The organism is Streptomyces sp. NPDC042002 (assembly GCF_055588305.1).
Genome location: NZ_JBVJCT010000021.1, coordinates 33,548 through 56,048, shown reverse-complemented (window position 1 = coordinate 56,048; position 22,501 = coordinate 33,548). Strand labels below are relative to the sequence as shown.

The window sequence follows — 22,501 nt, the reverse complement described above, 5'->3', positions numbered from 1 at the left end:
CGACAGCAGCCAGTAGCAGGTGCAAGGGCTTGTGACGAGACGTATGGGTGAGGTTCCAATGGCAGAGCAGGACAAGATCCTCGGTTATCTGAAGCGGGTGACCGCCGATCTGCATCAGACGCGGCAGCGCCTGCGCGAGGTCGAGGCCAAGGAGCCGGAGCCGATCGCGATCGTCGGCATGGCGTGCAGGTTCCCCGGCGGCGTCCAGTCGCCGGAGGACCTGTGGACCATGGTGTCCGAGGGACGGGACGCGATCACCGACTTCCCCACCGACCGCGGTTGGGACATCGAGTCGCTGTACGACGCCGACCCCGATCAGCAGGGGACGTCGTACACCCGTGAGGGCGGATTCCTGGACGGGGTCGGCGAGTTCGACGCCGCGTTCTTCGGGATCTCCCCCCGCGAGACCCTCGGCATGGACCCGCAGCAGCGCCTGCTCCTTGAGAGCACCTGGGAGACCTTCGAACGGGCCGGGATCGACCCGGCCACCCTGCGCGGCAGCAAGGCGGGTGTCTTCATCGGCACCAACGGCCAGGACTACCCCGAGCTGCTGCGCGAGGTCCCCAAGGGCGTGGAGGGCTACCTCCTGACCGGCAACGCCGCCAGCGTCGTCTCGGGCCGACTGTCGTACACCTTCGGCCTGGAAGGGCCCGCGGTCACGGTCGACACGGCGTGCTCGGCGTCGCTGGTGGCGCTGCACCTGGCGGTGCAGGCGCTGCGCAACGGCGAGTGCACCATGGCGCTCGCCGGCGGTGTCACCGTCATGTCCAGCCCGCGCGCCTTCGTGCAGTTCAGCCGGCAGCGCGGGCTGGCGCCCGACGGCCGCTGCAAGCCGTTCGCGGACGGCGCCGACGGCACCGGCTGGGGCGAGGGCGTGGGCATGCTGCTCGTGGAGCGGCTGTCCGACGCCCGCCGCAACGGTCACCCGGTGCTGGCGATCGTGCGCGGTTCGGCCATCAACCAGGACGGCGCCTCCAACGGCCTGACCGCGCCCAACGGCCCGTCCCAGCAGCGCGTCATCCGCCAGGCCCTGACCAACGCCGGTCTCACCCCGGCGCAGGTGGACGTGGTGGAGGCGCACGGCACCGGCACCACCCTCGGCGACCCCATCGAGGCGCAGGCCATCCTCGCCACGTACGGGCAGAACCGGCCCGAGGGCCGTCCCCTGTGGCTGGGTTCCGTGAAGTCCAACCTCGGGCACACCCAGGCCGCCGCCGGTGTCGCGGGCATCATCAAGATGGTGCAGGCCATCCGGCACGGGGTGCTGCCCGAGTCGCTGCACATCGACCGCCCGTCGGAGAACGTGGACTGGTCCGCGGGCGACGTGCGACTGCTCACCGAAGCCGTGGCCTGGCCGGAGACCGGCCAGCCGCGCCGCGCGGGCATCTCGTCCTTCGGCGTCAGCGGAACCAACGCCCACACCATCGTCGAGCAGGCCCCCGAGCCGGCGGAGCCGGAGCCGGAGCCGGCCAATGGCGCGGCCGGCGAAACGTCCGGTGGCGGCGAGGCCGTCGCCGGTGCCACCGGCCCGGTGCCCCTGCTGGTGTCGGGCCAGACGGACACGGCCCTGCGCGCCCAGGCCGAGCGGCTCGCCGCCCACCTGCGCGAGCACCCCTCGCTCGCCGCCGACCCCGCCGGCCTGACCGACCTCGGGCTCTCGCTGGCCACCAGCCGGTCCTCGCTCGACCGCCGGGCCGTGCTGTTCTCCGCCGACCGCGAGGCGCTCCTGGCCGACCTGGCCGCGCTGGCGGCCGGCGAGCCCGGCGCGGACACCGTCGTCGGCGCCACCACCGAGGGCAAGACCGCGTTCCTCTTCCCCGGACAGGGCAGCCAGCGCGCCGGCATGGGCCGCGAGCTGTACGCCACCCACCCCGGCTTCGCCCGCGCCCTGGACGAGGTGCGCGACGCCCTCGACCCGCACCTCGAACGCCCGCTGTACGACGTGCTGTTCGCGGCCGAAGGCAGCGACGTGGCCGCCCTGGTCGACCGCACCGCGTACACCCAGGCGGCGCTGTTCGCCGTCGAGGTCGCCCTGTACCGCCAGCTCGAACAGTGGGGCCTGACCCCCGACTTCCTCGTCGGCCACTCCGTCGGCGAGCTGGCCGCCGCCCACGTGGCGGGCGTGCTCACCCTCGCCGACGCGGCCCGGCTGGTCGCCGCGCGCGGCCGGCTCATGCAGGCGCTGCCCCAGGGCGGCGCCATGATCGCCGTCGAGGCGACCTGGGACGAGGTCGCCCCGCTCCTCGCCGATCACCCCGGCCTCCTCGGCATCGCCGCCGTCAACGGCCCGCGCTCCGTGGTCGTCTCCGGCGACGCGGACGCCGCCGTGGCCGTCGCGGACGCCCTGCGCGAACGCGGCAGGCGCACCAAGCGCCTCACCGTCAGCCACGCCTTCCACTCGCCCCTGATGGACGGCATGCTCGACGCCTTCCGCGAGGTCGCCGAGACCGTCACGTACGCGGCTCCCGTCGTGCCGCTGGTGTCCAACCTGACCGGCGCCTCCGTCACCGCCGAGGAGATCGGCTCCGCCGACTACTGGGTGCGCCACGTGCGCGAGACCGTCCGCTTCCACGACGGCGTGCGGCGCCTGGCCGACCACGGCGTCACCACCTTCGTCGAGGTGGGCCCCGGCGGGGTGCTCACCGCCCTCGCCCAGGAGAGCGTCACCGAGCCCGACGCCGTCTTCGCGCCCGCGCTGCGCGCCGACCGCCCCGAGCCGGCCGCCCTGGCCTCCGCCGTCGCCCGCGCCCACGCCCACGGCACCCGTGTCGACTGGCGCGCCGTCTTCACCGGGCGCGGCGGGCGGCGCGTGGAACTGCCCACGTACGCCTTCCAGCGCGAGCTGTACTGGCCCGAGCAGCCCACCGGCTGGGCCGGCGACGTCACCGCCGTCGGCATCGGCTCCGCCGACCACCCGCTGCTGGGCGCGGCCATCGCGCTCGCCGACGGCGACGGTCACCTCTTCACCGGCCGGCTCTCGCTGGCCACCCACCCCTGGATCGGCGACCACACGGTGATGGACACCGTGCTGCTGCCCGGTACCGCCTTCGTCGAGCTCGCCCTCCAGGCCGGCAGCCACGTCGGCTGCGCCGTGCTCGACGAGCTCACCCTGGAGGCGCCGCTGGTGCTGCCCCCGCACGGCGGGGTGCAGATCCAGCTCGCAGTCGGCGCGCCCGACGAGCACGGCGACCGTGTGCTGACCCTGCACTCGCGGCCGGAGGACGCCGCCGACGACAGCTGGGGCGAGGGCGCCTGGACCCGGCACGCCACCGGCCGGCTCACCCCCACGGCCCGTACCGCCGTCGCCGACCCGGAGCTGACCAGCTGGCCGCCGCAGGGCGCCACCGAGGTCGACGTCACGGGCCTGTACGACTACCTCACGGCCAACGGCTTCGCCTACGGACCCGTCTTCCAGGGTCTGACCGCAGCCTGGGAGCGCGGCGGAGAGGTCTTCGCCGAGGTCCGGCTGCCCCAGCAGGCGCACGCCGAGGCCGCCCTGTTCGGGCTGCACCCGGCGCTGCTGGACGCCGCCCTGCACGCCGTCGGCATGGGCTCGCTGCTCACCGAGACCGAGCACGGCCGGCTGCCCTTCTCCTGGAGCGGCGTCGCCCTGCACGCCGTCGGCGCCCGCGCCCTGCGGGTCCGGCTCACCCCGGCCGGCACCGACACCGTCGCGGTGAGCCTCGCCGACGAGACCGGCACGCCCGTCGCCGCCGTCGACGCCCTGCTGCTGCGCCCCGTCTCGCCCGACCAGGTGCACGCCGCCCGCAGCGCCTTCCACGAGGCGCTCTTCCGCGTCGAGTGGAGCGCCGCGCCCGTGCCCGCCGCGACCACCGTCGCCGCGGGCCAGTGGGCGCTGCTCGGCGGCGCCGACGGCGAGCTGGCCGGCACCCTGCCCACCGCCGCCGCCCACACCGACCTGGCCGCCCTCGGCGCGGCCCTCGCGACCGGCGGTCCCGTCCCCGAGGCCGTCCTCGTCCCCTTCTTCGCCGCGCCCGAGGGCCCGGCCGGTGTGGACGCCGCCCTGCCGGACGCCGTGCGCGAGGCCCTGCACCGCGCGCTGGAGCTGGCGCAGGCGTGGCTCGCCGACGACCGTTTCACCGCCGCCCGCCTGGTGTTCGTCACCCGCGGCGCGGTCGCCACCGCGGCCGGCTCCGACCTGGCCGACCCGGCCCACGCCCCGCTGTGGGGCCTGCTGCGCTCCGCCCAGTCCGAGCACCCTGACCGCTTCCGCCTGGTCGACCTGGACGGGCGCGCCGAGTCCCTGCGCGCCCTGCCCGCCGCCCTCGCCACCGACGAGCCCCAACTGGCGCTGCGCGAGGGGCGCACCCTGGTACCGCGCCTGTCCCGCGTCGCCGTCCTCCCCGACCAGCAGGCCCCGGCCCTCGACCCCGAGGGCACCGCCCTGGTCACCGGCGCCACCGGCACCCTCGGCGCGCTCGTCGCCCGCCACCTGGTCACCGAGCACGGCGTACGCCACCTGCTGCTGACCAGCCGGCGCGGCCCCGACGCCCCCGGCGCCGCCGGCCTCGTCGCCGAACTGGAGCGGGCCGGTGCCCGCGTCACCCTCACCGCCTGCGACACCGCCGACCGCGCCGCGCTCGCCGCGCTGCTGGACGCCGTCCCCGCCGAGCACCCGCTGACCGCGGTCGTGCACACCGCGGGCGTCCTGGACGACGGCATCCTCGAATCCCTCACCCCCGAGCGGATCGACACCGTACTGCGGCCCAAGGCGGACGCCGCCGTGCACCTGCACGAGCTGACCCGCGAGCTGGACCTCGCGGCGTTCGTGCTGTTCTCCGCCGCCGCCGGCACCCTCGGCGGGCCCGGCCAGGCCAACTACGCCGCCGCCAACGTCTTCCTCGACGCCCTCGCCCAGCACCGGCACGCCGCGGGACTGCCCGCCACCTCCCTCGCCTGGGGCCTGTGGGCCGAGCGCAGCGGTATGACCGGCGAACTCGCCGACGCCGACCTGGAGCGCATCAACCGCGCCGGTGTGGCCGCGCTCTCCTCCGAGCAGGGCCTGGCGCTGATGGACACCGCCCGCGCCGTGGGCGACCCGACCGCCGTGCCCATGCACCTGGACCTGGCCTCACTGCGCCACGCCGACTTCGACGCGGTCCCGGCGCTGCTGCGCGGTCTGGTCCGCACCCCCGCCCGGCGTGCCGCCCGCACCCCCGGCGACGCACCGGCCGGGGGCCTCGCCGACCGGCTGCTGCCCCTGGCGCCCGCCGACCGGGACCGGCTGCTGCTGGACACCGTGCGCGTCCAGGTCGCGGCCGTCCTGGGCTACCCCGGTCCGGAGGCCGTCGACCCGGCCCGCGCCTTCAAGGAGCTCGGCTTCGACTCGCTGACCGCCGTCGAACTGCGCAACCGCCTCGGCTCCGCCACCGGCGTCCGGCTGCCCGCCACCCTCGTCTTCGACTACCCGACGCCGACCGCGCTCGCCGCGTTCCTGCGCACCGAACTCCTCGGCGACGCCGCCGACACCGCGCCGGCGGCCGCCGTCGCCGGCGCGCTCGGCGACGAGCCCATCGCCATCGTCGCCATGGCCTGCCGCTACCCCGGCGGGGTCACCAGCCCCGAGGGACTGTGGCGCCTGGTGGCCGACTCCGGCGACGCCGTCACGCCCTTCCCCACCGACCGCGGCTGGAACCTCGGCGCCCTCTACAGCGACGACCCCGAGCGGGCCGGCACCTCCTCCACCCGCGAGGGCGGCTTCCTGCACGACGCCGCCGACTTCGACGCCGACCTGTTCGGCATCAACCCGCGCGAGGCCCTCGCCATGGACCCCCACCAGCGCCTGCTGCTGGAAACGTCCTGGGAGACCTTCGAACGCGCCGGCATCGCCCCCTCGTCGATGCGCGGCAGCCGCACCGGCGTCTTCGCCGGCGTGATGTACCACGACTACCTGACCCGGCTGCCCGCCGTGCCCGAGGGCCTGGAGGGCTACCTGGGCACCGGCACCGCCGGCAGCGTCGCCTCCGGCCGCGTCTCCTACACCTTCGGCCTGGAGGGGCCGGCCGTCACCGTCGACACCGCCTGCTCCTCCTCGCTGGTCGCTCTGCACCTGGCCGCGCAGGCGCTGCGCAACCGCGAGTGCGACATGGCGCTGGCAGGCGGTGTGACCGTGATGTCCACCCCCGACACCTTCATCGACTTCAGCCGGCAGCGCGGGCTGTCCACCGACGGCCGCTGCAAGTCCTTCTCCGACGACGCCGACGGCACCGGCTGGGCCGAGGGCGCCGGCATGATCCTCGTCGAGCGCCTCTCCGACGCCCGCCGCAACGGGCACCCGGTCCTGGCCGTGGTGCGCGGCACCGCCGTCAACCAGGACGGCGCCTCCAACGGCCTCACCGCCCCGAACGGTCCGTCACAGCAGCGCGTCATCCGCCAGGCCCTCGCCGACGCGGGCCTGACCACCGCAGACGTCGACGCCGTCGAGGCGCACGGCACCGGCACCACCCTCGGCGACCCCATCGAGGCGCAGGCGCTGCTCGCCACCTACGGCCAGGACCGGCCCGCCGGGCGTCCGCTGCTGCTGGGCTCCGTCAAGTCCAACCTCGGCCACACCCAGGCCGCCGCCGGCGCCGCGGGCATCATCAAGATGGTCGAGGCCATGCGCCACGGCGTCCTGCCGCCGTCCCTGCACATCGCCGAACCCTCCCGGCACGTCGACTGGCAGGCCGGCGCCGTCTCGCTGCTGACCGAGGCCGCGACCTGGCCCGAGACCGGCCGCCCGCGCCGCGCCGGCATCTCCTCCTTCGGCGTCAGCGGCACCAACGCGCATGTCATCATCGAGCAGCCGCCCGCCGACGAGCCCGCTCCCGCCCCCGAGGGCATCCTCCCCGCGGGCACACCGCTGCCGTACGTGCTCTCCGGGCGCACCCCGGCCGCGCTGCGCGCCCAGGCCGCCGCGCTCGCCGGGCACCTGGCCCGGCCGGAGCACGCCGGCACGGCCCCGGCCGACCTCGCCCTGTCCCTGGCCACCACCCGCAGCGCCCTCGACCGGCGCGCCGCCGTCGTCGTCGGCGACCGTGCCGAACTCATCACCGCCCTGGGTGACTTGGCCGAGGAACGACCGAACGGCGGGCTGGTACAGCACCCGCCGGGCGACGGTCGCCTCGCGGTGCTCTTCAGCGGGCAGGGCAGCCAGCGCCTCGGTGCCGGCCGCGAACTGTACGCCGCCCAACCGGAGTTCGCCCGCGCCCTCGACGCCGTATGCGCCGCGTTCGCCCCGCACCTCGAACAGCCCCTGGCCGACGTGCTGTTCGCCACCGACGGCGACCTCGCCGCCCTCCTCGACCGTACGGAATACACCCAGCCCGCCCTGTTCGCGCTGGAGACCGCGCTGTTCCGGCTGATGGAGTCCTGGGGCGTTCGGCCCGACTTCGTCACCGGCCACTCCATCGGCGAGATCACCGCCGCGCACGTCGCGGGCGTCCTGGACCTCGCCGACGCCGCGACCCTCGTCGCCGCGCGCGGCCGGCTCATGCAGGCACTCCCCGAGGGCGGCGCGATGATCTCGCTCGCCGCCACCGAGGAGGAGGTGCTGCCGCTGCTCGCCGGTCACGAGGACCGCGTCGGCGTCGCCGCCGTCAACACCGCCGACAGCGTCGTCGTCTCCGGCGAGGAGACCCTCGCCCTGAAGATCGCCGCCGAGTTCGAGCGGCGCGGCCGGCGCACCAAACGCCTCACCGTCAGCCACGCCTTCCACTCACCGCTGATGGACGCCATGCTCGACGACTTCCGCGCCGTGGCGCGGGGGCTGACGTACGAGCTCCCGCGCATACCGGTGATCTCGAACGTGAGCGGTGCTCTCGCCTCGGAGCAGTTGACGCAGCCCGACTTCTGGGTCCGGCACGTCCGCGAGGCGGTCCGCTTCGCCGACGGCGTCCGCGCCCTCGAAGCCGCGGGCGTCACCACGTACCTCGAACTCGGCCCGCAGGGCGTGCTCACGGGCCTGGGCCGCGAGGTGCTCGCCGACTCCGAGGCCGTCCTCGTCGCCGCGCTGCGCCGCGACCGGGCCGAGCGCGAGACCCTGACCACCGCCCTCGCCACCTTGCACACCCGCGGCGTGCCCGTCGACTGGGACGCGTACTTCACCGGCACCGGCGCCCGCAGGGCCGCCCTGCCCACCTACGCCTTCCAGCGTGAACGGTTCTGGCTGGAGGCCCCCGCAGGACACATCGGCGACGTCGAGTCCGCCGGTCTGGGCGCCGCCCACCACCCGCTGCTCGGCGCCGCCGTCGCCCTCGCCGACGGCGACGGGTACCTCTTCACCGGCCGGCTCTCCCTGGACAGCCATCCCTGGCTCGCCGACCACGCCGTCATGGGCACCGTGCTGCTGCCCGGCACCGCCTTCGTCGAGCTGGCACTGCGCGCCGGCGACCAGGCCGGCTGCGACCTGCTGGAGGAACTCACCCTCGAAGCGCCGCTGGTCATCGCCGAGCGTGCCGCCGTACGCATCCAGATCGTCGTCGGCGCCGCCGACGAGCGCGGCCGGCGCACCCTCGACCTGTACTCAAGCGACCCCGAGGCACCCGCCGACGAGCCCTGGACCCGGCACGCTGGCGGCATCCTCGCGCCCGGCGCCCCCGCGCCCGCCTTCGACCTCGCCGCCTGGCCCCCGCCCGGCGCCGAAGCCGTCGGCGTCGACGGACTCTACGAGCACCTCGCCCAGGGCGGCTTCGCCTACGGCCCGGTCTTCCAGGGACTGCGCGCCGCCTGGCTCCACGGCGAGGACGTCTACGCCGAGGTCGCCCTGCCCGAGCAGACCCGCGCCGAGGCCGCCCGCTTCGGCCTGCACCCCGCGCTGCTCGACGCCGCCCTGCACGCCACCTTCGTCCAGCCCGCCCCCGACGGCGGCACCCGGCAGGGCCGACTGCCCTTCTCCTGGCGCGGCGTCGCCCTGCACGCCGTCGGCGCCACCACCCTGCGGGTACGCCTGACGCCCGACGGGGAGAACACCCTCTCCCTCCAGCTCGCCGACCCCACCGGCGCGCCCGTCGCCACCGTCACCGGCCTCATGCTGCGCCCGGTCTCCGCCGACCAGCTCGGCGGCGCCCGCACCGCACACCACGAGTCGCTGTACCGCCTCGACTGGGCCACCGTGCCCGTCGCCACCCCGGCCGAGGACGCACCGGCCGAGCGGTCGGCGCACCCCGTGCTCGACGTCCCCGACGCGGGGACCGTCGACCTGGACGCGCTGTACGCCGCCGTCGGCCCCGAGGCGCCGGGCCATGTGCTGGTCCACCTCGACCGGCAGCCCCGGGGTCACGCCGACGTCCTCGCCGAGGGCGTCCACCGCGCCACCCACCAAGCCCTCGCCCTCGTCCAGGCGTGGCTCGCCGACGACCGTTTCGCCGCCGCCCGCCTGGTGTTCGTCACCCATGGCGCCGTCGCCACCCGAAGCGACTGGGACGTGGCCGACCTGGCCCACGCCCCGCTGTGGGGCCTGGTGCGCACCGCCCAGTCGGAGAACCCCGACCGGTTCGTCCTGGTCGACCTCGACGACGACACGGCCTCCGCCGACGCCCTCGACGCGGCCCTCGCCACCGGCGAACCCCAACTCGCGCTGCGCCGCGGCACCGTACACGCCCCGCGTCTGGCCCGGGTGCCCGCCGGCACCCGGCTCACCCCGCCCGCGGACAGCCTCGCCTGGCGCATGGACATCGAGGACAAGGGCACCCTCGACAACCTCACCCTCGTAGCCGACCCGGCCGTCGAGGCACCCCTGGAGCCCGGCCAGGTCAGGGTCGCCGTACGGGCTGCGGGTCTCAACTTCCGCGACGTGCTCAACGCCCTGGGCATGTACCCGGGCGACCCCGGCCTGATGGGCAGCGAGGGCGCGGGCGTGGTCCTGGAGACCGGCCCCGGCGTCACCGACCTCGTCCCCGGCGACCGCGTCATGGGCATGCTCCCCGGCGCGTTCGGACCGCTCACCGTGGTCGACCGCCGCATGATCGCTCCGATGCCCGAGGGCTGGACCTTCACCGAGGCCGCCGCCGTCCCGATCGTCTTCATGACGGCCTACTACGCCCTGCACGACCTGGCCGGGCTGCGGTCCGGCGAGTCCCTGCTCGTGCACGCCGCCGCCGGCGGCGTCGGCATGGCCGCCGTCCAGCTCGCCCGCCACTGGGGCGCCGACGTCTTCGCGACCGCGAGCCCCGGCAAGTGGGACACCCTGCGCGGCCTCGGCCTCGCCGACGACCGGATCGCCTCCTCGCGCACCCTCGACTTCGAGGGCACCTTCCGCGACGCCACCGACGGCCGCGGCGTGGACGTCGTACTGGACTCCCTCGCCCGGGAGTTCGTGGACGCCTCGCTGCGCCTGCTGCCGCGCGGCGGCCGGTTCGTGGAGATGGGCAAGACCGACGTGCGCGACCCGCGGGACGTCGCAGCCGCCCACCCCGGCGTCACGTACCAGGCGTTCGACCTCACCGAGGCCGGGCTCGACCGCATCCAGGAGATGCTCACCGAGCTCCTCGCCCTCTTCCGCTCCGGCGCGCTGCGCCCGATCCCGGTCTCCGCCTGGGACCTGCGGCAGGCCCCCGAAGCCTTCCGCCACCTCAGCCAGGCCCGCCACGTCGGCAAGATCGTGCTGACCCTGCCGGCCGCCTGGGACCCCGAGGGCACCGTCCTGATCACCGGCGGCACCGGCACCCTGGGCGCGCTCGTCGCCCGGCACGCCGTCACCGCCCGCGGCGCCCGCCACCTGGTCCTCACCAGCCGGCGCGGCCCCGAAGCGGCAGGGGCACGTGAACTCGTCTCCGAACTGGAGGAGTTGGGTGCCTCCGTCACCGTCGCCGCCTGCGACGTCGCCGACCGCGCCGCGGTCGCCGCGCTCCTGGCCGAGCTGCCCGACGCCCACCCGCTCACCGCGGTCGTGCACACCGCCGGCGTCCTCGACGACGGCGTCGTGGGGGCCCTCACACCCGAGCGTCTTGACACCGTGCTCCGGCCCAAGGCCGACGCCGCCCTGCACCTGCACGAACTGACCCGCCACCTGGACCTGGCCGACTTCGTGCTCTTCTCCTCCGCCGCCGGCACCTTCGGCGGCGCGGGCCAGGCCAACTACGCCGCCGCCAACGGCTTCCTCGACGCCCTCGCCCGGCACCGGCAGGCCCACGGCCTCGCCGGCACGTCACTCGCGTGGGGCCTGTGGGCCGAGGCCAGCGGCATGACAGGCGAGCTCGACACCGCCGACAAGGACCGCATGACGCGCTCCGGCGTGCTCGGCCTGTCCTCCGAGGAGGGCCTCGCCCTGCTCGACACCGCGCACACCACCGGCGACGCCTTCCTGGTGCCCATGCGACTCGACGCGGCCTCGCTGCGCCACGCCGACGCGAGCATGGTCCCCGCCCTGCTGCGCGGCCTGGTCCGGGCCCCCGCCCGGCGCGTCGCGGAGGCCGCCGCCGACGCGACCGGCACTCCGCTCGTGGAGCGACTCGTCCGGCTCCCCGAGGACGAGCGCACCCCGCTCCTGCTCGACCTCGTACGCGGCCAGGTCGCCGCCGTCCTCGGCCACGCCACGCCCGACGCCGTCGAACCCGCCCGCGCCTTCAAGGACCTGGGCTTCGACTCGCTGACCGCCGTGGAGTTCCGCAACCGCCTCGGCGCCACCGCCGGCATCCGGCTGCCCGCCACGCTCGTCTTCGACTACCCCACGCCCAACGCCCTCGCCGGCTACCTCCTGGACGAACTCCTCGGCTCCGCGGCCGCGGCGGCCGTCCCCAGGGCCGCCACCACGACCGCCGACGCCGACGACCCCATCGCCATCGTCGCCATGGCCTGCCGCTTCCCCGGCGACGTACGCGACCCCGAGGACCTGTGGGAGCTGCTCGCCGAGGGACGCGACGGCATCGACCGGCTGCCCGAGGACCGCGGCTGGGACACCGCGGCACTCTACGACCCCGACCCGGACAGCCCCGGCACCTCGTACGCCAGGGAGGGCGGCTTCTTCTACGACGCCCACCGCTTCGACCCCGCCTTCTTCGGGATCAACCCGCGCGAGGCCCTCGCCATGGACCCGCAGCAGCGCCTGCTGCTCGAGACGTCCTGGGAGACGTTCGAGCGCGCCGGCATCGACCCGACGGGGCTGCGCGGCGGACAGGTCGGCGTGTTCGTCGGCCAGATGCACAACGACTACGTCTCCCGGCTGAACACCGTCCCCGAGGGCGTCGAGGGCTACCTCGGCACCGGCGGCTCCAGCAGCATCGCCTCCGGCCGTGTCTCCTACACCTTCGGCTTCGAGGGCCCGGCCGTCACCGTCGACACCGCCTGCTCCTCCTCGCTGGTCGCACTGCACCTGGCCGCCCAGGCGCTGCGCAACGGCGAGTGCACGCTCGCCCTGGCCGGTGGCGTCACGATCATCACCACCCCGGACGTCTTCACCGAGTTCAGCCGGCAGCGCGGCCTGGCCGCCGACGGCCGCTGCAAGCCCTTCGCGGCGGCCGCCGACGGCACCGCCTGGGGCGAGGGTGTGGGCATGCTGCTCGTCGAGCGGCTGTCCGACGCCCGCCGCAACGGCCACAAGGTGCTCGCCGTGGTCCGGGGCACCGCCGTCAACCAGGACGGTGCCTCCAACGGTCTGACCGCCCCGAACGGTCCCTCGCAGCAGCGCGTCATCCGTCAGGCCCTCGCCAACGCGGGCCTGACCACCGCCGACGTCGACGCGGTCGAGGCGCACGGCACGGGCACGCGGCTCGGTGACCCGATCGAGGCGCAGGCGCTGCTCGCCACGTACGGCCAGGACCGGCCCGACGACCGGCCGCTGTGGCTCGGTTCCATCAAGTCCAACTTCGGCCATACCCAGGCCGCGGCCGGTGTCGCGGGCATCATCAAGATGGTCCAGGCGATGCGCCACGGCATCCTGCCCAGGACGCTGCACGTGGACGAGCCGTCCCCGCACGTCGACTGGTCCGCCGGCGCCGTCGAACTCCTCACCGAGCAGCGCGCCTGGCCCGAGACCGGCCGCCCGCGCCGCGCGGGCGTCTCCTCCTTCGGCATGAGTGGCACCAACGCCCACGCCATCATCGAGCTGGCGCCGGAGACCACGGCCGCCAAGGAGCGGCGGCCGGAACCCGTCCCCGCTCCCGCGTCCGAGGTGCGGTCGGGGACCGCGCCCACGGTCGAGGGACGTGAGGGGGCCGCGCCCGCCGCGCTGCCCTGGTCCCTCTCGGCCCGCACTCCCGAGGCCCTGCGCGCCCGGGCCGCCCAGCTGCTCGCCCACCTCGACGCCCACCCGGCGCCGCCCCTCGCCGACACCGGCCACGCGCTCGTCACCACCCGCGCACTCTTCGACCACCGTGCCGCGGTCGTGGCGCGCGACGCCGACGGCTACCGGACCGGCCTCGCCGCCCTCGTCGAGGGGCGCGTCGTCCCCGGTGTCGTCAGCGGTTCCGCTGCTGGCGGCAGGCTCGCCTTCCTGTTTACGGGGCAGGGGAGTCAGCGGCTGGGTATGGGGCGGGAGTTGTATGGGGCGTACCCGGTGTTCGCTGCGGCGCTGGACGCGGTGGCGGAGCGGATGATCCTCGAACTGCCGCTGAAGGAAGTGCTGTTCGGCGAGGATGCCGAGTTGTTGAATCGTACGGAGTTCGCGCAGCCTGCGTTGTTCGCCGTAGAGGTGGCGTTGTTCCGGTTGTTCGAGTCGTGGGGTGTGCGGCCGGAGTTCGTGTCCGGGCATTCGATCGGTGAGATCGCTGCGGCGCATGTGGCCGGGGTGCTGTCGTTGGAGGACGCCTGCAAGCTGGTGTCCGCGCGGGGTCGACTGATGCAGGCGCTGCCCGAGGGCGGGGTGATGATCGCCCTTCAGGCCACCGAGGCGGAGGTCGCGCCGCTCCTGGGCGAGCGGGTGAGCATCGCGGCGATCAACGGGCCGCAGTCCGTTGTCATCGCGGGTGATGCCGACGAGGCTGAGAGGATCGCCGGATCGTTCGGCGACCGCAGGTCCAAGCGGCTCATGGTCAGTCACGCGTTCCACTCGCCGCACATGGACGGGATGCTGGACGACTTCCGTGCCGTGGCGGAGTCCCTGGCGTACAGGCTGCCGAAGATATCGGTGATCTCGAATGTGAGCGGTGCTCTCGTTTCGGAGCAGTTGACGCAGCCCGAGTTCTGGGTCCGTCACGTCCGTGAGGCGGTCCGCTTCGCCGACGGCATCCGGGCTCTGGAGGCCGCGGGCGTCACCACGTTCGTCGAGCTCGGCCCCGACGGAGTCCTCTCCGCCATGGCACAGGACTGCATCGAGGGCGACGCCGCCCTCGCCCCCGCCCTGCGTGCGGGCCGCGACGAGGCCGAGACCGCCGTCACCGCCCTCGCCCTCGCGCACGTCAACGGCGCGACCCTCGACTGGTCGCCCCTCTTCGCGGGTGCCGACGGCCGCCACGTGGACCTGCCCACGTACCCCTTCCAGCGTTCGGCGTACTGGCTGGACGCGGGGCGCTCCCAGGGCGATGTCGCCTCGGCCGGTCTCGGGACGACGGACCACCCGCTGCTGGGTGCGGCGGTCGAACTGCCGGACTCCGACGGTCACGTGTTCACCGCCCGGCTGTCCCTGACCACGCATCCCTGGCTGGCGGATCACGTCGTCGCGGGCGCGGTGCTGCTGCCCGGCACGGCCTTCGTGGAGCTGGCGCTGAGCGCCGGCGACCAGGTCGGCTGCGACCTGGTGGAGGACCTGACGCTGGAGGTCCCGCTCGTCCTGCCCGAGCAGGGCGGCGTACAGCTGCGCCTCTCGCTCGGCGCGGCCGACGCGCGGGGCAGGCGCGCCGTCGCGTTCCACTCGCGGACCGAGGGCGCCGACACCGAGCGGCCGTGGACCCGGCACGCCACCGGCGCGCTCACCACCAGCACGCTCACCACCGGCACCGGACAGCCCCCGCAGGGCCTGGCCGAGTGGCCGCCGGCCGGCGCCGAGCGCGTCGAGGTCGACGGGCTGTACGAGGGCCTGGCCGCGTCCGGCTTCGGGTACGGCCCGGTCTTCCAGGGCCTACGGGCCGTCTGGCGCAAGGGCGACGAGGTGTTCGCCGAGGTGGCGCTCCCCGACGCGGCGCGGGACGAGGCACCCCGCTTCGGCCTGCACCCCGCGCTCCTTGACGCGGCGCTGCACGCCCTGGCCCTGGGCGGAGGGGACGGCGAGGGCCGTCTCCCGTTCGCCTGGTCGGGTGTGTCCCTGCACGCCGTGGGCGCCGCCGAGCTACGGGTGCGCCTCACCACCGGTCGCGGCGGTGAGGTCGCGCTGACCGTCGCCGACGCCACCGGCGAGCCGGTCGCCTCGGTCGCCGGGCTGGCGCTGCGCGCCGTCGACCGCGACCAGCCGGCCGGCGCCGAGGACGTCACTCGGGACGCCCTGTTCCGGGTGGAGTGGACGCGGCTGCCCGCGGACGGCGCCCTGGACGACTGGGTGATGCTCGGCGCGGGCTCGCAGGCGTTCGCGGACCTGGCGGCGCTGGGCGCGGCCGTGGTCGAGGGCGCCGAAATGCCCCCGGCGCTGGTGGTCCCCTGCGGCGGTCCGCTCGTCGGTGACGTGCCGGGCGCGGTCCACGAGATCGCCGAGTGGACGCTGGACCTGGTCCAGGAGTGGGTGTCCGACGAACGGTTCGCCGACTCGCGCCTGGTCTTCCTGACCCGGGGCGCCGTCGCCGCGGTGCCGGGCGAGGACGTGCCCGACCTGGTCCACGCCCCGATGTGTGGCCTGGTCCGCTCGGCCCAGTCCGAGAACCCCGGCCGCTTCGGCCTGATCGACGCGGACACCCCCGACCTGCTGGGGCAGGCACTGGCCACCGGCGAGCCGCAGCTCGCCGTGCGCGACGGCGCCCTCCTCGTGCCGCGCCTGGCGCGCGCCACCGAACGAACCGTGCCGACCGTCGAGCCGTCCGGCACGGTCCTGGTGACGGGTGCGAGTGGTGCGCTGGGTGGTCTGTTCGCCCGGCATCTGGTGTCCGAACGTGGTGTGCGGAAGCTGTTGTTGGTCTCGCGTCGAGGCGCGGAGGCTCCTGGTGCGGCTGAACTGACGGCTGAGTTGGCCGGGTTGGGTGCGGAGGTCGTATGGGCCGCGTGTGATGTGGCCGATCGTGCGGCACTGGCGGCACTGCTCGCCGAACACCCGGTTTCGGGTGTGGTCCACACGGCGGGCGTCCTGGATGACGGCGTGATCGGTTCGTTGACCGCCGAGCGGGTGTCGAAGGTGCTGCGTCCGAAGGTGGATGCGGCTTGGCACCTGCACGAACTGACCGGGAATCTCGACCTGTTCGTGGTGTTCTCCTCGGCCGCCGGTGTGTTCGGTGGTGCGGGTCAGGCGAACTACGCGGCGGGCAATGTGTTCCTGGACGCTCTGGCTCAGTACCGCAGGGCGCGGGGTCTGGCGGCGACCTCGCTGGCCTGGGGACTGTGGACCGGAGTGGACGGCATGGGGGGCGACCTGTCGGCCGCCGACCGCGACCGGGTCAACCGCAGCGGCATCGGCTCGCTCGACGCCCGGACCGGCCTCGCCCTGTTCGACGCGGCCGGCCGCACGGGCGACGCGCTGCTCGTCCCGCTGCCGCTGGACCTGGGGGCGCTGCGTGCCCAGGCCCGTACCGGAATGCTGCCCGACCTGTTGCGCGGACTGGTCCGCGCGCCGCGGCGGGCCGCCGGAGCGGGCGGTGCGGCCGACGGGTCCGTGCTGCGCACCCGACTGGCCGGGCTGGACGCCGAGGCACGGGACACCGCGCTGCTGGAGCTGGTCCGCACGGAGGTGGCGGGCGTGCTCGGCCACGCCTCCAACGACGAGGTGCCGGCCGACCGGGCCTTCAAGGAGCTGGGCTTCGACTCGCTGACCTCCGTCGAGCTGCGCAACCGGCTCGGCGCGGCGACCGGCGAACGCCTCCCGGCCACGCTGGTCTTCGACCACCCGACACCGAACGCCCTCGCCGCGTACCTGCTCGCCGACGTGCTGGGCCTGGAAACCGTAGAGGTCGAGAGTGCTCCGGCGCGCGCCGCACGGCCGCTCACCGACGACCCGATCGCGATCGTCGGCATGGCCTGCCGCTACCCGGGCGGCGTGGAGTCGCCCGAGGACCTGTGGCGTCTGGTGCTGGGCGGCGTGGACGCCATCTCCGAGTTCCCGCAGGGCCGCGGCTGGGACCTGGACGCGCTGTACGACCCGGACCCGGACGGCAAGGGCACCAGCTACACCCGATCCGGCGGCTTCCTGCACGACGCCGGCCGCTTCGATCCGGCGTTCTTCGGGATCTCGCCGCGCGAGGCGCTCGCGATGGACCCGCAGCAGCGGCTGTTGCTGGAGACCACCTGGGAGGCGTTCGAACGCGCGGGAATCGACCCGGCCTCGGTGCGCGGCAGCCGCACGGGCGTCTTCGCGGGCATCATGTACCACGACTACGCGACCCGGATCACGGCCGTCCCGGACGGGGTCGAGGGTTATCTCGGCACCGGCAACTCCGGCAGCATCGCCTCCGGCCGCGTCTCGTACGCCTTCGGTCTGGAGGGCCCGGCCGTCACGGTCGACACGGCGTGCTCCTCGTCCCTGGTGGCACTGCACTGGGCGATCCAGGCGCTGCGGAACGGCGAGTGCGAGATGGCGCTGGCCGGCGGTGTGACGGTCATGTCCACCCCCGGCACCTTCACCGAGTTCAGCCGGCAGCGGGGCCTGGCGGCCGACGGGCGCATCAAGTCCTTCGCGGCGGCGGCCGACGGCACCAGTTGGGCCGAAGGCGCGGGCATGCTCCTGGTGGAGCGGCTGTCCGACGCCCGCCGCAACGGCCACCCCGTCCTCGCGGTGGTGCGCGGCTCGGCGATCAACCAGGACGGTGCGTCCAACGGCCTCACCGCGCCCAACGGCCCGTCCCAACAGCGGGTCATCCGCGCCGCGTTGGCGAACGCCGGCCTGACCGCCTCCGAGGTCGACGCGGTCGAGGCGCACGGCACCGGCACCACGCTGGGCGACCCGATCGAGGCGCAGGCCCTGCTGGCCACCTACGGCCGGGACCGCGAAGCGGAGGAGCCGCTGTGGCTCGGCTCGATCAAGTCGAACATGGGTCACACGCAGGCCGCGGCCGGTGTCGCGGGCATCATCAAGATGCTCATGGCCATGCGGCACGGGGTACTGCCGAGGACGCTGCATGTGGACGAGCCGACGCCGCACGTGGACTGGGAGACCGGCGCCGTCTCGCTGCTCACCGAGTCGGTGGCGTGGCCGGAGACGGGCCGGCCCCGTCGCGCGGGCGTCTCCTCCTTCGGTATCAGTGGCACCAACGCCCACACGATCATCGAGGAGCCCCCGGCGGAGCCCACTGCGGCTCGCGTTCCCGAGGCCACCGCGGACCAGTTGCCGTACGTGCTGTCGGCGAGGTCGCCGGAGGCGCTGTGTGCCCAGGCCGCCCGGCTGCGGACGCATCTGGAGGAGCTGCCGGAGCAGTCTGCCGCCGACATCGCCTACTCGCTGGCGGCGCACCGCGCGACGTTCGACCACCGAGCGGTGGTCGTGGCCGGTGACCGCGACGAACTGGTACGCGGCCTGGCGGCCGTCGAGTTGGCCGAGCCGGCGAGCGGCGTCGTACGCGGCACCGGCGGCACGGGCAGGCTCGCCTTCCTGTTCACGGGGCAGGGGAGTCAGCGGCTGGGTATGGGGCGTGAGTTGTACGCGTCCCAGCCGGTGTTCGCTGCGGCGTTGGACGCGGTCGCGGGGCGGATGATCCTCGAACTGCCGCTGAAGGACGTGGTGTTCGGGGACGACGCGCAGACGCTGAACCGTACGGAGTTCGCTCAGCCGGCGTTGTTCGCGGTTGAGGTGGCGTTGTTCCGGTTGTTCGAGTCGTGGGGTGTGCGGCCGGGCTTTGTTGCCGGGCATTCGGTCGGTGAGATCGCGGCGGCGCATGTGGCGGGGGTGTTGTCTCTGGATGACGCGTGCAGGCTGGTGTCGGCGCGTGGCCGGTTGATGCAGGCCTTGCCGGAGGGTGGGGTGATGATCGCGCTGGAGGCGACCGAGGCCGAGGTCGCGCCGCTCCTGAACGAGCGGGTGAGCATCGCCGCGATCAACGGGCCCCGGTCCGTGGTGATCGCGGGCGACGCGGACGAGGCGGAGCGGATCGCCGGATCGTTCAGCGGTCGCAAGTCGAAGCGGCTGTCGGTCAGTCACGCGTTCCATTCGCCGCACATGGACGGGATGCTCGCCGACTTCCGCAAGGTCGTCGAGGGCTTGACCTACGAGTCCCCGCGTATCGCGGTCGTGTCGAACTTGACCGGCACGTTGGTGACGGACGACATGGCCGACCCCGACTTCTGGGTCCGCCACGTCCGTGAGGCGGTCCGTTTCAGCGACGGCATCCGCACCCTCGAAGCCGCCGGGGTGACGACGTACCTCGAACTCGGCCCCGACGGGATCCTCTCCGCCATGGCCCAGGACCGCGTCGAGGGCGGCACCTTCGCCCCCGCGCTCCGTTCCGGGCGGCCCGAGACGGAGACCGTGACCGCAGCCCTGGCGCACGCCCACGCCAACGGCGCGCGCGTCGACTGGGCGGTGTACTTCGAGCCCATCCGGGCGCGCCAGGTCGAACTGCCGACGTACGCCTTCCAGCGTGACTGGTACTGGCTCAACTCGGCTGCTGTGCAGCCCGGTTCGGGCGACGCGACGGACTTCGGGCTCGGCGCGACGGACCATCCGCTGCTGGGCGCGGCGGTCGAACTCCCGGACTCCGACGGGTTCGTGTTCACCGGGCGCCTTTCTGTGGCAACCCAGCCCTGGCTCGCGGACCATGCCGTCATGGGCGCGGTGCTGCTGCCCGGCACGGCCTTCGTGGAGCTGGCGCTGCGCGCCGGCGAGCAGGTCGGCTGCGGGGCGCTGGAGGAACTGACCCTGGAGGCCCCGCTGGTGCTGCCCGAACGCGGCGGCGTCCAGCTTCGGCTCTCGGTCGGCGACGCCGACGGCTCCGGCCGTCGCCAACTGTCGCTGTACTCCCGCGACGAGGACGCCCAGGCCGACGAGCCGTGGACGCGGCACGCCGCCGGTGTGCTCGCCGTCGCCGCGCCGGCCGCTTCCTTCGACCTCTCCGCCTGGCCCCCGGCCGGCGCCGAGCCGATCGAGGTGGACGGGCTGTACGAGGGCATGGCCGACGCGGGCTTCGCGTACGGACCGGCCTTCCAGGGTCTGCGCGCGGCCTGGCTGGACGGCGACGCGGTCCTCGCCGAGGTGGCGCTGGACGAGGAGACCACGTCGACGGCCGACGCGTATCGAGTGCACCCGGCCCTGCTGGACGCCACGCTGCACGCGGCGGGCCTCGGTGGCCTGGTCGACGGCTCCGAAGGCGGCCGACTGCCGTTCGCCTGGAGCGACGTGGCCCTGCACGCGACGGGCGCCTCGGCGGTACGGGTGCGGCTGGCCCCGGCCGGTCGCGACGCGGTGTCGCTGCAACTCGCCGACACCACCGGCGCCCCGGTGGCCTCCGTGGGCTCGCTGGTCCTGCGGACGGTGTCGTCCGAGCAGATAGGTGCCGCGCGCGGCGGCCGACAGGACTCGCTCTACGCGGTCGACTGGACCGAGTTGCCCCTCGCTCCCGTCCCCACCACCGGGCAGCGCCCCTGGGCCCTGCTCGCGGCGGACGGCGCGGAGCACACCGGCCTCAAGGCCGTGGGCATACGCCACGAGGTGCGGGCCGACCTGGCGGCGGTCGCCGAATCCGGCTCTTCTGCACCGGAGTTGGTCTGCGTGCCGCTGGTCGTGGAAGAGGTCGCCGACGTCCCGGACGCGGTCCACTCCGCCACCGCCCGGGCCCTGGCCCTGGTGCAGGAGTGGCTGTCGGACGAGCGGTTCGCCGGCTCCCGGCTGGTCTTCCTGACCCGGGGTGCCGTCGCGGCGGTGCCGGGTGAGGACGTGACAGACCTGGTCCACGCCGGTGTGCGGGGTCTGGTGCGCTCGGCGCAGTCCGAGAACCCGGGCCGCCTGGTCCTGGCCGACACCGACGGCACCGATGCCTCCTTCCGTGCCATCCCGGCCGTACTGGCCGAGGGCGAGCAGGAGTTCGCGATCCGCGCTGGCACCGTACGGGTGCCGAAGCTGGTGCGGGCGGCCGTTGCTGACGCGGAGCCCGTGACGTCGTCCGGGATGGTTCTGGTGACGGGTGCGAGTGGTGCGCTGGGTGGTCTGTTCGCCCGGCATCTGGTGTCGGAACGTGGTGTGCGGAAGCTGTTGTTGGTCTCGCGTCGGGGTGCGGAGGCTCCTGGTGCGGTTGAACTGACGGCTGAGTTGGCGGAGTTGGGTGCGGAGGTCGTATGGGCCGCGTGTGATGTGGCTGATCGTGCGGCGCTGGCGGCACTGCTCGCCGAACACCCGGTTTCGGGTGTGGTCCACACGGCGGGCGTCCTGGATGACGGCGTGATCGGTTCGTTGACCGCCGAGCGGGTGTCGAAGGTGCTGCGTCCGAAGGTGGACGCGGCTTGGCACCTGCACGAACTGACCGGGAATCTGGATCTGTTCGTGGTGTTCTCCTCGGCCGCCGGTGTGTTCGGTGGTGCGGGGCAGGCCAACTACGCGGCGGGCAATGTCTTCCTGGACGCTCTGGCCCAGCACCGAAGGGCGCGGGGACTGGCGGCGACCTCGCTGGCCTGGGGCCTGTGGGCCTCGGAGTCCGCGATGACCGGTGACCTCGGTGAGGTCGACCGGGAGCGGCTGGGCCGGGGCGGGGTCTCCGCGCTGGAGGCGGCGGAGGGCCTGGCGCTCTTCGACGCCACGACGGCTTCCGGGCAGGCACTGCTGGTGCCGGTGAAGCTCGACCTGGCCGCGCTGCGGGCCCAGGTGGCGGCCGGTGGCATGGTGCCGCCGCTGCTCAGCGGCCTGGTCCGGACCCCGGTCCGGCGCGCCGCGCAGACGGCTGGGGCCGCCGCCGACGGCGGGCACGCGCTGCGTGAGCGTCTGGCCGGACTGTCCCCGGCCGCCCGGGACGAGGCCCTGCTGGAACTGGCCTGCACCCACGTGGCCGCCGTGCTCGGGTACGCCGGTCCTGCGGCGGTGGAGACGGACCGCTCCTTCCGCGAGCTGGGCTTCGACTCGCTCACCGCCGTCGAGCTGCGCAACCTGCTCGCCTCGGAGACCGGCGTACGGCTGCCCGCCACGCTGGTCTTCGACTACCCGACCCCGGCCGCGCTCGTGGAGTTCCTGCGCGAAGAGATCTGGCAGGACGGCGCCGCGGCGGTCCCCCCGCTGCTCGCCGAGCTGGACCGGCTGGAGAAGGCGCTCGTCGCGGCCACCCCGGACGAGGCGGGCCGCGGCCGCATCACCGAGCGGCTCCAGGTCCTGCTGGCCGCTTGGAACGAAGCCGACGGACTGGTCGAGGAGGCAGGCGACGACGTGCCCGTGACGCTGGAGGCGGCCACCGACGACGACCTCTTCGACTTCATCGGCAAGGAGTTCGGGATCTCCTGACACGACGAGGGGTTCGGGATCTCCCGAGGCGACCGCCCGCAGCTTCGCCCCACCATCGCGAGGGCTCTGTTCTTCTGGCTTCTG

At 74.5% G+C, this 22,501-nt stretch carries 1 protein-coding gene; it reads left to right on the top strand.

Annotation, left to right across the window (positions count from 1 at the left end):
* Window positions 1-58 precede the first annotated feature (58 nt).
* Window positions 59-22,417, top strand: a complete 22,359-nt coding sequence (locus tag ACZ6KY_RS27015) for an SDR family NAD(P)-dependent oxidoreductase (RefSeq protein ID WP_469312880.1) — start codon at window positions 59-61, stop codon at window positions 22,415-22,417.
* Window positions 22,418-22,501 lie beyond the last annotated feature (84 nt).